This window comes from Pandoraea horticolens, assembly GCF_902459555.1.
GTDB lineage: Bacteria > Pseudomonadota > Gammaproteobacteria > Burkholderiales > Burkholderiaceae > Pandoraea > Pandoraea horticolens.
The window spans coordinates 1-12,918 of sequence record NZ_CABPSM010000003.1 but is presented as its reverse complement, the minus strand read 5'-3'; the positions used below and the strand labels follow the sequence as shown (position 1 = coordinate 12,918).

At 61.9% G+C, this 12,918-nt stretch carries 10 protein-coding genes; 6 read left to right on the top strand and 4 right to left on the bottom strand.

Features of this window, described 5'->3' with window-relative positions; genetic code table 11:
- Positions 1-6: 6 nt before the first annotated feature.
- Positions 7-1,110, bottom strand: coding sequence for an ABC transporter substrate-binding protein (locus PHO31112_RS06710; RefSeq protein WP_246177867.1), 1,104 nt, complete (start codon positions 1,108-1,110; stop codon positions 7-9).
- Between the two features lie 383 nt (positions 1,111-1,493).
- On the opposite strand from PHO31112_RS06710, the gene PHO31112_RS06705 reads away from it, so the two are divergent.
- The 4 genes from PHO31112_RS06705 to PHO31112_RS06690 all read left to right on the top strand — a co-directional run bounded on the left by PHO31112_RS06705 (position 1,494) and on the right by PHO31112_RS06690 (position 6,119).
- Positions 1,494-2,777, top strand: coding sequence for a glucarate dehydratase family protein (locus tag PHO31112_RS06705; RefSeq protein ID WP_150619798.1), 1,284 nt, complete (start codon positions 1,494-1,496; stop codon positions 2,775-2,777).
- 65 nt (positions 2,778-2,842) lie between these two features.
- Positions 2,843-4,018, top strand: coding sequence for a porin (locus PHO31112_RS06700; protein ID WP_246177809.1), 1,176 nt, complete (start codon positions 2,843-2,845; stop codon positions 4,016-4,018).
- Between the two features lie 236 nt (positions 4,019-4,254).
- Positions 4,255-5,001 (top strand): FadR/GntR family transcriptional regulator, encoded by a 747-nt coding sequence (locus PHO31112_RS06695; protein ID WP_010808208.1) that lies wholly within the window; start codon positions 4,255-4,257, stop codon positions 4,999-5,001.
- Between the two features lie 161 nt (positions 5,002-5,162).
- Positions 5,163-6,119: an alpha/beta hydrolase family protein gene (locus tag PHO31112_RS06690; protein ID WP_246177806.1), complete on the top strand. Its 957-nt coding sequence runs from the start codon at positions 5,163-5,165 to the stop codon at positions 6,117-6,119.
- 230 nt (positions 6,120-6,349) lie between these two features.
- Here the strand turns inward: PHO31112_RS06690 and PHO31112_RS06680 are convergent, their stop codons facing one another.
- The gene (locus PHO31112_RS06680; protein WP_150619797.1) at positions 6,350-8,242 is read right to left on the bottom strand and encodes an SAM-dependent methyltransferase; all 1,893 of its coding nucleotides are present in this window, start codon (positions 8,240-8,242) and stop codon (positions 6,350-6,352) included.
- 356 nt (positions 8,243-8,598) lie between these two features.
- Here PHO31112_RS06680 and PHO31112_RS06675 point away from each other — a divergent pair, with 356 nt between their 5' ends.
- Positions 8,599-9,741 carry a serine hydrolase domain-containing protein gene (locus PHO31112_RS06675; RefSeq protein ID WP_150619796.1) on the top strand — a complete coding sequence of 381 codons (1,143 nt, stop codon included), beginning with the start codon at positions 8,599-8,601 and terminating at the stop codon, positions 9,739-9,741.
- A gap of 155 nt (positions 9,742-9,896) precedes the next feature.
- Here PHO31112_RS06675 and PHO31112_RS06670 read toward each other — a convergent pair whose 3' ends face one another.
- Positions 9,897-10,781 (bottom strand): LysR family transcriptional regulator, encoded by an 885-nt coding sequence (locus PHO31112_RS06670; protein ID WP_150619795.1) that lies wholly within the window; start codon positions 10,779-10,781, stop codon positions 9,897-9,899.
- Positions 10,782-10,906: 125 nt separating this feature from the next.
- Between PHO31112_RS06670 and argC the strand changes: the two genes are divergently transcribed.
- The gene (gene argC, locus PHO31112_RS06665) at positions 10,907-11,833 is read left to right on the top strand and encodes an N-acetyl-gamma-glutamyl-phosphate reductase (RefSeq protein ID WP_150619794.1); all 927 of its coding nucleotides are present in this window, start codon (positions 10,907-10,909) and stop codon (positions 11,831-11,833) included.
- Between the two features lie 121 nt (positions 11,834-11,954).
- On the opposite strand, the gene PHO31112_RS06660 is transcribed toward argC, so the two are convergent.
- On the bottom strand, positions 11,955-12,650 hold the full coding sequence (locus tag PHO31112_RS06660) for a cysteine hydrolase family protein (RefSeq protein WP_246177804.1): 696 nt from the start codon (positions 12,648-12,650) through the stop codon (positions 11,955-11,957).
- Between the last annotated feature and the right edge of the window lie 268 nt (positions 12,651-12,918).

The window sequence follows — 12,918 nt, the reverse complement described above, 5'->3', positions numbered from 1 at the left end:
CTCCGGTCACTTCGATTTCAGCGAGCCGATCTCGGCGTCCCATTTCTGGAACGCCGCCACCATCGCCGTCGCGTCGAGCGGCACGGCATGCGGGAAGTCGGCAATGAGTTTCGCGTATTCCGGCCGGCCGTACTTCGCGATCACTTCCTGGCTCTTCGCCGGGGCGGCGGACAGCGGCACGTCCTTCACCGCAGGGCCCGGATAGAAATAGCCGTCGTCATACGTGAGCGCTTGCTGTGCCGGCTCGAGCATGAAGTTGATCAGCTTGACGATGACGTCCATCTTCTCTTTCGGCACGCCCTTGGGAACAACGATGTAATGCGCGTCGTTGACCCACGTGAACTTGTCGAACGATTGCACCTTGAACGTCGCCGGCACGATGCCCAGGGCACGCGGATTGATGTCCCAGCCCGTGACGGTGAGCGTCATGTCGCGACTGCCCTCACCCAATTCCTTCATCACGGCCGACGTGCCGCCCGGGTAGTACGGAATGCACGCGTCGAGCTCCTTCAGGAACGCCCACGTCTTGTCCCAACCCTTGACCGGGTCGTGCGGATCTTTGTCGCCCAGCAGATACGGCAAGCCCATGAGGAACGTGCGGCCCGGCCCCGAGTTGGCCGGACGCGCATAAATCAGCTTGCCCGGATTCGCCTTGCACCACGCGAGCAGTTCGGCGGGCGTCTTCGGCGGGTTGCTGACCTTAGCCGGGTTGTATTCGACGAGGGGGCCTGCCGGCATGAACGTCACAGCCAGGCCGTAGCCCTTCGAGAGTTCCTGCATGGCGCGCACGTTCGGCGCGTATTTGTCGAGCACGCCCGGAAACTTCGCGCTGTAGTCGGGCAGCAGACGCTGCCAGAGATTTTGCTGGATACCGGCCGCAAGAGCGTCGGTCCCGGTGAGCACGATGTCGATATCCGAGCGCCCGGCCGCTTGCATGGCCTTGATCTTGCCCGGCAGTTGCGGGGCAGGCGCGTTGGTGAACGTGATCTTGGAGACCAGATCCGGGTACTTGTCGCGGAACGCCTCGAAGCCCTTCTGCGTGAGGGCGAGGTTTCCTGCGACGTCGACGATGTTAAGCGCGACCGGCGCAGCAGTAGCGGTACTCGCCATGCTTCCCAGTGCGGCGGCACATGCCAGTGCGCCAAGCGCGTGTTGCCAGAATCCCCTGCGGCTAAAGACCATGTTGTCTCCTCTTTAGAGTTGAATTTCTCGTAAGTCATCATATGACTCGAATGGCTAATTTGCAATCGTGAGACGTGCCGAACCGCCTCAGAGATTTCCCTAGGAAAGCGAAATACTCACGCCAAACCCCACTATTTAAGGCGATTCCATGAGAACCCTCAATCATTTATCAGGGATTACACCGATAGAGAGACGCCCTGCGCGTCACCTAAATTACGCCCAGTCATACGATGACGTAAAAGTTACCTCAACAAACGCATATTGCGTATTCGTCCGTGACCTGTGTCTGCGGAGAAAGGGAATCAGCCACCGTGAAAATCCATCGCATCACGATCACCCCGATTGCTTTTCGCGACCCGCCGCTGCTCAACGCCGCCGGTATTCATGAGCCCTACGCGCTGCGCTCGATCATCGAGATCGAGACCGATAACGGGCACATTGGGTTGGGCGAAACGTATGGCGATGCGCCGGTTCTGGCATTGCTCGAAAACACCCGCTCGCATCTGATCGGGATGGACCCGTTCGACACCAACGGTCTGCGCGAGCGCGTGGCGGCAGTGGTGCGTCAGGGTGTTCACGGCGAGCGCGTGGAATACGAACTCGCGCCGGGCACCGACCCACGCAAGGACGTGGAGAAGATCTATTCCGCGTTCGAAGTCCCGTTCCTCGACTTGCAGGCGCGTCATCTGGGCATTCCGCTCGTCGAATTGCTTGGTGGTGCGGTGCGCCAGGAAGTGCCGTACAGCGCGTACCTCTTCTTCAAGTACGCGCAGCACATCGACGCACCGGCGAGCGGCTATGCGCCCGACGGCTGGGGCGAAACGCTGAGTGCCGAGCAACTCGTTGCGCAAGCTCGCACGATGATCGACACCTACGGCTTCGGCAGCATCAAGCTCAAAGCCGGTGTGCTCGATCCTATGGAGGAAGTGAAGTGCCTCAAGGCACTCAAACGCGCATTTCCGAACAAGCCGTTGCGCATCGACCCGAATGGCAACTGGTCGCTGCCCACGGCGATTGCAATGGGACGCGAACTCGCAGGCGATCTCGAGTACTACGAAGACCCCACCCCCACGCTCGAAGGCATGGCGGAATTGCATCGCGCCACGGGCATGCCCCTCGCCACCAACATGGTGGTCACCGACCTGCGGCAATTCCGCGAGAACGTACGTCTGAACGGCGCGCAGATCATCCTTTCCGATCACCACTACTGGGGCGGATTGCGCGACACGCAACTGCTCGCACGTATGTGCGAGACGTTCGATCTCGGCTTGTCGATGCACTCGAACTCGCACCTCGGCATCAGCCTGATGGCGATGACGCATCTGGCCGCGAGCGTGCCGCGTCTGTCCTATGCGTGCGACACGCACTACCCGTGGCAAGCCGCTGACGAGGAGGTCGTGCGCGGCGGAAAGATCACCATCCGCAATGGCGCGGTCGCCGTGACGAAAGCGCCGGGACTCGGCCTCGAAATCGATCAGGACCAGTTGGCCAAGCTGCACGAACAGTACCTGCGTTGCGGACTGCGCACCCGCAACGACGCAGTCCAGATGCGCAAATACCAACCCGGCTGGAGCGGCAAGGCACCCCGTTTTTAGCACCAGTGAGCACGCAGCAACGTTTCAAGCGAAGTCCAACAAAACACATCACAAGAGGAGAAGTCGTGAGACATTCGAAACTGTTTGCCGGGCTAGTGTTGGCCGGTCTCGCCGCCGGTGCCGTACCGGCGTTCGCGCAGTCGAACGTGACGCTATACGGGATCGTCGACGATGCACTGACTTACAGCAGCAACCAGAACGGCAAGTCGAACACCTACCTGCGTAACGGCAACCTCGCGGGCAGCCGTTGGGGCCTGCGAGGCACCGAAGATCTCGGCGGCGGCACCAAAGCGCTGTTTCAGCTGGAGAACGGTTTCGACGTCAACAGCGGCGCGTTCAGTTCGTCGGGCGTGATGTTCAACCGTCAGGCATTCGTCGGCCTGAAGAACGACCAGCTCGGCACGGTCACTATCGGGCGTCAGTACTCGCCTTACTATCTGATGGTCGGCACCATCGGCCCCACCTCGTACGTGACGGGCGCAACCGGCGCCCACCCGGGCGATATCGACGGTCTCGACACGACCATCCGCATCAACAACTCGGTGACGTACACCTCGCCGCTGCTGTGGGGGGTGACGGCCAGCTTACAGTACGGCGTCGGCGGTCAGGCCGGAGCCTTCAGCAAGGGCAACACCTATTCCGGCGCGCTGCGCTACGACGGTGGCCCGCTCTCGCTGGCAGCCGGTTATCTGCGCATCAACAACGTCGGCGGCACCGGCGCGAGCTGGAACGGGGCATCGACGGGCACACCGGGCGCGTCTGCCGTCAATCAGGGCTACCTTTCGGCCGACGTGCTGCAACACATCGCCGTGGCGGGTATTTACACGATCGGCAGCGTGACACTGGGCGCGAGCTACAGCAACGTGCAGTACAAGCCGGGCGCCGCGTCGCTGTTCCACGACACGGCGATCTTCAACACGGCGGGCGTGCATGCGTCGTGGATCGTCGCTCCGCAATGGCGTCTGGCGGCAGCGTATAGCTACACGGCCGCGTCGAAGGCCAACGGCATCACCGATTCCGCCACCTACCATCAGGTCTCGCTCGCGCAGGTGTATTCGCTCTCGAAACGCACGTCGCTGTACGCGCTCGAGGCGTGGCAGCACGCCAACGGCAAGTCGCTCGGGGCCAATGCCACGAGCATCATCAACGCGGGTCCGGTGGTCGGCGACTCGCAGAACAGCACGCCGTCGGCAACGAGTTCGCAGTTCGTCGGCATGTTGGGGATTCGCGTCGATTTCTGACGTCTGTCCGCCTGTAGCAAAGCTGTCCGGATCGGTGCGTGACCGATGCCGCTCCGGACAGTCATGAGTGGTCGCGAGAAGTCGCACGAGGTTGTGCTTTTGGCCGCCGATGCCCGGTCGTTATTGGGGGGGTGGCATTGGCGGTCGATTCTTATCGGTTGTCGTATGTATGTGACGGTCGATAAGGTAAACTGAGGGCGTTTTTTGTCACCCTCCATTCCCACGACGCCATGTCCATGACCAGCCCCTTGCCCGCACGTCCTCGCCGCAAGTCTCGCAGCCTCACGGAAGAGGTGGTGAGCGCCTTGTCCGAGCAGATTCGCAGCGGCACGTTCCGCCCGGGCGACAAGCTGCCGACCGAGTCGGCCATCATGGAAAGCCTCGGGGTGAGCCGCACCGTGGTCCGCGAGGCGATCTCCCGCCTGCAAGCCGCTCAACTGGTGGAGACGCGTCACGGCATCGGCACGTTCGTGCTTGAGGCCCCGCGCGAGAACTCTCTGCAGGTCGACACCAACAGCATTCTGACGATGCTCGACGTGATGGCGATTCTCGAATTGCGTATTTCGCTGGAGACGGAAGCGGCGGGGCTGGCGGCAAATCGCCGGACCGATACGCAACTCAAGCTGATGCGTCAGGCGCTGGACGACTTCGAGATGCACGTCCGTCAACGCACCGGCAACGCCGTGACCGCCGACGTCGCCTTCCACCTGCAAGTGGCGAGCGCAACCGGCAACCGATATTTCCACGATATTCTCGAACAACTCGGCAACACGATCATTCCGCGTACGCGTGTGAATTCCGCCGCACTGGCCGACGACGATCAGGTGTCGTATCTCAATCGCGTGAATCGCGAACACGAAGACATCTACAACGCCATTGCACGACGCGATCCGGAAGCGGCCCGCGCAGCGATGCGCACTCACCTCACCAACAGCCGCGAGCGCCTGCGCCGCGCGCAGGAATCGGCCAGCCCGCAGGGGTAGGCCGCCGAACGCCGGCTGCATCGGTCCGTCAGTCGTTCGCATGAGTGTCGCCGCCCCATGCCGCGAAGTAGTATGAGCCCCAGTCTGTGCGCCAAACGGCGGCCGAGACGCCGCCGTCGGACACAAGGTACGCAACATGACACGGGGACACCCACATCACCATGACACGTTTCGCCGCACGTTCACGACTCTGCGCAGGGTCGCTTTGCGCCTTCCTTCTGGCGATGCCTTTCTCCGGCATCCCGACGGCCGTTGCCGCGACCGGCGAGGCCGTCGCTGAGGCGCCCCCATCTGCTGCGGCCAACGATCCCGCGCCGGAAATCGTGTCCATCGTGGTGCCGGGTGCGGGCACCTTCGGCGGCGATATCGCCATGCACACCGAGCTTTACAAACCGACAGGCACCGGACCATTCCCGGTGCTCATCTTCGAGCACGGACGCGCCTCCGATGCCCTGGTGCGGGCGAAGCTGAACCAACCGATTCCCAAGGGGCACGTGCGTTACTGGCTCGCCAAGGGCTTCGCCATCGTCGCGCCGGTTCGTGTTGGTTACGGCCAGACGGGGGGGCCGGATCGCGAGAACTCCGGCGCCTCGTTCGACATGCACGGCAGGTGCACACGCCGCCCTGACTTCGAGAAACTCGGCAAGGTCACGGCGCAAGCGAATCTCGCCGCGGTGAGTTGGGTTCGCGCACAGCCGTGGGCCGACAAGGCGCGCATCGTGCTCGAAGGTCGCTCGGTCGGCGGCTTCACCACCGTGGCGACGGCCGCAACCAACCCACCCGGCGTGATCGGCTACATCAACTTCTCGGGCGGCGCGGGTGGCATGCCCGAGCGCGCGCCGGGACACAGTTGCGATCCAGAGCAGATGCAGACCGTCTACGGGGAATTCGGCAAGACGACGAAGATCCCCGGCCTCTGGCTCTACGCACGCAACGATCAGTACTGGGGTTCCGATGCCCCACAGCAATGGTTCGATGCGTTTGCCGCAGCGGGCAGCCCCGCGCAGTTCATTCACACGGAAGACTTACCCGGCCACGACGGCCATCTGCTGCTCTCCTATGGCGGGAAGATGTGGTCGAGGCCCGTTGACGCGTTCGTCAAACAACTCGGCTTCTGAGCCGACGGCGTTCAATCGCGTGTGACGGGCTCGCCGACATCGATGCGATTGCCGTCCGGATCGGCGAAGACGAAGCATCGCAGTCCGAAGTCTGCATCGCGAATGCCTTGACGATGCGGACATCGTGCGCTTCCAGATGGGCGCATAGCGCGGTGGCATCGGCCACCATCCTCCCCCGACCTCACGGAAGGAGGGGATTCGCCCTCACGAGGGCAAGGCGGGAAACACTTTTAGACGGTTGCCAGAACCAGACGCGCGGGTGTCGCACCGATATGCAGACCGTCGGCGCGGTTCTCGAGATAACGCTGGTTCAACTCGTCCGGGGTCCACGTGTTGCTGTGGCTAAAACCAAGTGTGATCAACGTCTCGGCCAGCGCCGCAGGGTCGAAGAAGCTCTTCCACGGCTCGCCCCGCGCCGCGAATTGCGCCGTCAACTGCTCCATCGCGATGCGCATACCCGGAGGCAAGCTCGACAGCGGCATCACATATTCGAACAGCACTGCGCTGCCTTTGGCGCAGCCGGCGATGAAGCGCAAGGTTTCAATGACGGCGGCCTCGTCGAGATACATCGTCACGCCCAGCCAACTGAAAATGGCGGGGGCATCCGCATCGAAACCGGCACGCGCCAACCCCTCCGCGAGTCCGACGCTCTCAAAATCGACCGGCACGAAATGCAGCGACGGCGGTACTGCAATGCCAGTATCGCGCAAGCGCGCCTGTTTCCACTGCTGCGTCGCCGGCAGGTCGACCTCGAAGAGACGACCCGGTGCATCGGGATGCCGGTACGCACTGGTATCAAGTCCCGCGCCGAGGACCACGTACTGGCGAATACCCCGTTCAACCGCCTCGGCCCACACATCGTCGGCAAGCCGGCTGCGTGCGACCACCGAGCTACGCATTCCCACCGACGTCGGATGACGGAACCTGTCGATATCGTCGCGCAATGCCTGTGCTTCGGCCGCACCGAGGATGGTCAATGCGACCGGGTCTTCAAGCACCAGCGGCCGATCGAGCAGTTGATGCGCGGCCCGCTGCGTTGCCACCATCAACGCACTCGGCTTGGGTCCCGCGTTAGCCGGTGTCATGTCGTGACCAACGATATAGGCCTTGTGCAGATAGGCCAGCAGCGAGTCGTCGAGGCCGACGCCCAGTTGCAGGTCCGGTTCGCGCATCAAGGCGTCGCGCACGCGTGCCTCCAGGACGGCGTCATCTCCACAGAAGCTCTCGCGAAACAACTGCTGCCAGCGCTCGACGATTGCCTGCACCGGTGTGGCGCCCGCGTCGACGCCCGCGTCCCTATGTGCCCTCAGTTCGGCCACCAGCGCTGGCCATGCCCGATTTTTCAAGGTGGCGAACTGGCGACGCCGCACCTCTTCCGCCTGCGCCGGGCTGAGGTACTTGGCAAGCAGTGCACAGCGCGCGTGCGTGAACACTTTGTCGATCCATGCCAACATCTCCGCCGTAATACCGGCGATTTGCTGGGCGCGCGGCTCGCCAAGCTGCATCATCGTCAGCTTGGTGGCGAGCGCCGGGTCGTTGCACGTCATTCGGATCACGAGCCGAATCCAGCGCCACGCCAGCGCCTGAGCCGCGCCGCTTTCGGCCGGCAGCGCTTGCTGCACGGCACAGCGAACCTCATCGATGAGTTCACCCCATGCCGGATCCGTAGGCGGGACCGTATCCGGCCCGGATGCAAGCAGCGCATCGAGTTCGTCGTCGTCAAGGTGCTTTTGATACATGTTCACGAGCTCCAGAGTGTTCAGCCAGCCGGTCGCCGTGGCCTCGCCGCCGGCGGCAATCATGTCGACGATGTATTGCAAGTGGCGACCAAGGCGCTGCGCGCGCAACGCCTGCTCGTTTAACTCTGCAATCTGGCGCTGCAGAATCTGTAGCGGTACACCGGCCTGTTGGCCGTCAAGGCTGGCCTTGATGTCGGGAAGCGAATACCCGAACCGTTTCAGTGCCTCGATACGATGCAGCCGGATCAGGTCGTCTCGCCCATACAGACGCGCGCCACCGTCGGTGCGCTGCGACGGTGACAGCAACCCGATTGCGTCATAGTGATGCAGGGCCCGAACGCTCAGTCCCACCTTCTTTGCCAGTTCGCCGATTTTTAGTCGCATTGCCTTATCAGTCGTCGGTATCAACGATAAAAGCTGACGTAGCGTCAGGTGCAAGCAAAACTGGCCCGTCCATGAGGGCGTTGGGAGGCACGCCATTGATGGCTGTCTTCCGGGCTTTCATGCAGATATTGCTGCTGGCGTTTGCCGCTGAACCCATCGTCAGCATTCCTGCGGTTTGAAAGTTGGCGCGTCCGAATTTCAGTCGTTATTGACCGGAATCCGGTGACTGCGGCATGCTACCGCCACGCCGCCGGGACCAAATGATGACATGAAGGAGACTCGCCTTGTATGCGCTCCGGCGTCTCGCCTCTGGGTGACACGTGATTTCTCGACGCGACTAAAAAGCGACATGAATAATGGAAAATGACGCCCCCCGTTACTTGGCCGGCAAGGCCGTTGCAATCTTGCTTGCGTTGACGTGTGGCGCATGCTCGACCAATGACCGTCCGGCATCTGCGCCCGTTCAATACGACTCGCAATCCTCCTTTCCCGGCACCGAATGGCAGCGCACGGCGCCTGCAACGCAGGGGTTCTCGCAAGAGGGCATCGATAAGGCTATCGGGTATGCAAAACGGGAAGGCTCGACGTCCGGCATGATCGTCCACCATGGGATGGTCGTGGCGGAATGGGGAGACGTATCGGCAAGATCGAATCTCTATTCGGCGCGCAAGAGCCTCATGAGCGCACTCATCGGCATCGCAGTCGCGCATGGACAGATCCATCTTGACGCCACGCTCGCCCAGTTAGGCATTGACGACAACGCCCCGTCACTGTCACCGACGGAAAAACAGGCCACGGTCCGGATGATGCTGCAAGCACGCTCGGGGATCTATCATCCGACCGTGTATGAGACGGCGGCGATGCAAGCCGCAAAACCGCCCCGCTACAGTCACTCGCCGGGCGAGTTCTGGTACTACAACAACTGGGACTTCAACACGGTCGGCGCAATCTACCGGCAGGCCGCAGGCAACGATATTTTTACGGCGCTGAAGCGAGAGATTGCCGACCCTATCGGCATGCAGGATTACCGGCCATCGGATGGGCACTACGTATCGGGCGAACCCGCCACACGCTACCCCGCGTACCCGTTAGATATGAGCACACGTGATTTCGCCCGCTTTGCTTTGCTATACCTGCACAACGGACGCTGGCGCGACAGACAAGTCGTTCCAGCGGCGTGGGTGGCCGAATCCACTCGCCCCTATTCGAATACCCCCACGGGCGGCTACGGATATATGTGGTGGACTAGCACGCCGGCAGATGGACCTCGCGGCCCCAACGCAGCACTGGAACGTGCCACCTATTGGGCCGACGGTCATTTGGGTCAGTACGCAGTCGTCGTACCCTCGCTTGATCTAGTGGTGGTAAGCCGGGTTGATTCGCGGCTGACCTCAAAGCACGTTGGACAGCTAAAGATGGAGAGATTGGTCTGGCTGATCGAAGCCGCGGGAAATGCTACGGGCATTGGCCCTGAGCCAGGAAAGACACCAGCGGTGTAGCGGGCCGGTCTCGGTTCACAGCGCTCGCGGGCAATCGGATTGATTTCGATCCCGGTTCGGCCGGCCGGATTTCTACAGATCCGCCATGCATTCGCCGTGGCCTGCAATAGGCTACCGTGCCAGCCAGAACACGCCGAGGCAGAGAGCGGCAATTCCTACGCTAATCGGAGCGCCCACAACACATCGAGTACGTGTTGCGTGGAACGTTCGACGTACCCTGCGCGATGGGCAACGCCAAGGCGACGCCACAACGCAGGACGCAGCGAACGCATGGCAACGCGCGGGTCGGACGAAGGCGTCGTTGCCTCATGGGGCAACAGCGCAGCCCCGTAACCTGCCGCGACCAGACTCTTGATTGCATCGTTGTAGTTGAGCTGAATGCGCGGCACAGGATGGTGCCCGCCAGTAGCAAACCACTCCGCAGTCAGACGCGAGAGAGACGTGGTGGCGTCATTAAGAATGAGAGGCTGAGCCGCGAGCCACTGAGGTGTGATGCGCGCCGGACACCGCCAATGTGCCGGCACGAAGGCCATGACGGGATCTCGACGCCAAGGCTTGACCACGAGCCCGGCCGCCGGGGGCTGAGGCAGAGCAACCAGCCCGACATCCAGCGTTCCGTCGGCCAGCCGGGTTAGCGTTTCATGTGAAGTGAGCACCGCAATCTGAATGTCGATCGCGGGATGGCGTTGGCGCAACACTTCGAGCGCTTGCGGCAACAGATGCGCGATCGCGCCGGTCGATGCCCCGAGCCGCACGCGTCCGGCCAGCCCTTGCACCTGGCGGTGAACATCATCCAACGCCTGCTCCGCGTCGGCCAGCAGTCGACGCGCGCGCCCTATCAACATCTCGCCTATCGCCGACGGGCGAACATGTCCACGCTTGCGTGACAGGAGCGGTGCCCCAATGCGGTCTTCCAGTTCGGCAATGTGGAGGCTGACCGTGGGTGGCGCCAGGTGCAGCGCGCGCGCTGCGTCGACGAATGAACCACGGTCGGCAATCGCGACCAGGGTACGCAAGCGGTCCAGGCTGATCTCTCGCATGTCGGCGTCCAGCTTCAGAAATACTGAATGTTAGCATTATGAAATTCAACTTTAACTATTCTAACGGCGCGCGGAAGATAGGGGCTCTCTACGTGTTATGACCCAGTCACCGGAGTATTTCGCGCATGAACTCTCCCGTTGTTTTCATCGACGGCGACCAAGGCACCACCGGGTTGCAAATCCATGAACGGCTTCGCGATCGAAGCGACCTGAAGCTGTTTACGCTTCCCGCGGCGGAGCGCAAGGATCCGAAGCGGCGCGCCGAAGCCATCAACGCCTGCGACATCGCCATCCTCTGCCTACCCGACGACGCCGCGCGCCAGGCGATCGCTACCATTGCCAATCCCGCCGTCAGGGTCATCGACGCGAGTTCGGCCCACCGCACGCAACCGGGCTGGACATACGGTTTCCCTGAGATGGTGCCGGGACAGGCGGAACGCATCGCGAACGCACGTCGAGTCACCAATCCCGGTTGTTATCCGACCGGTGCGATCGGCCTGCTGCATCCGCTGCTAAAAGCCGGGCTCATACCAGACGACTACCCGGTCAGCATTTACGCGGTGTCCGGCTACTCCGGACGTGGGCGTGCCGGCGTGGAAGAACACGAGGGGCCAGGTGCAGTCAACGCATCGTCATACACGGTATATGGCCTGGAACTCGCACATAAGCACACCCCGGAGATTCAGCAGCACGCCGGACTCGCGCAGCGTCCAGTCTTCGTCCCTGCGTATGGCTCGTTCCGCCAGGGCATCGTGCTGACGGTGCCCTTGGAGTTGCGGCTGCTGGCTCCGAATGTGGACAGCGGCATGCTGCACGCATGTCTCGCACACCACTATGCAGACTCGGCCCACGTACATGTCTTGCCACAGCACGAATCGAGCGTCTTGAAGCACCTGGATCCGCAGGCACTGAACGGTACGAACGACATGCGCTTGAGCGTATTTTCCAACGTGGAACACGGGCAGGTTCTGTTATCTGCGGTGTTCGATAATCTTGGCAAGGGCGCATCCGGGGCTGCGGTTCAGAACCTGAACTTGATGCTCACGCAGTAATACGGGCCGATGGCTTGCGCTGACGTTCGGCTGCCACACACACCAACGATCGTTGTCGATCTGGTCGGTGGCCGTCGAACGTCGCTTTCCGGTTGCGCTTTCTCTCGGTCTTCGAACGAATTTAGCTGGACGCGCCCAACAGCGCATCAACGGTCGTCACAGTGCAGTATTCAGCGTCAAGGTTGGCTAGCGACATCGCGTGGACATCCTCGGCGCTTCGTGCCGTGCCGTTCCAGTCGGTCCGGGCAAACGTGAAGCAGCCGTCGGCAACGAGCCACGTTTGAAAACCCAAGTTACCGGCCATGCGAACCGTTACCTCGATTGAATTATTCGTGATGACGCCTGCCACGACCAACGTGTCATGGCTCCCAACGCGAAGCCGATCTTCCAGATCAGTTCCGATGAATGCGCTGTTCGTCCGTTTCGGGATGACCGGCTCACCGGCCATGGGTACGACCTCGGACTTGAATTCATGCCCCGGCTGCCCCGGCCGGTAGTGAGAATTCGGATTCGTGGAATCGTGCCGAACGTGCCATACCGGCCAACCTTGGCTGCGCCAGTGAACAAGCAATCGGCTGACTTGCCGCTCGGCGTCAGGGTTATTTCGCTCTCCCCAACTCGGATGATCAATCGCCTTTTGCAAATCGATCAGCAGGAGTACGGTACCGGCAGGCGGAAGTGAGGAGCCCATGTTTGCGGATAAATGGATTGTTCGAATCGATCCGGCGGGGACTGCGTCGGACCGGCAGATATGGCGTTGCAGGCCACTGAGTTTCCAGGCTTGCCCCCCATCTTGGGCGGCATCGGGGCCATCCACATGATTCACAAGGGTCGAGGCTTGCCCCCCAAGGGAAGTTGTCCGTCTCTGGCTGAGCAATTCTATTCCCTGATCGCATAACCGTAGCACCGCTTACCGCGACAGCCCCCATCCGGCCGAGCGCGTCGCGCACTGAGCGATTCATGCAAGTGCAGATGGCGAGACTATGCGACAGTCAATCGTGATCGCCGAAATTTCTATCCTCTGAAGCCATGAATCGAGTTTCCAGCACTGGAGCCACGCGCTCCCAGCCCCCAGTGACTGCGTC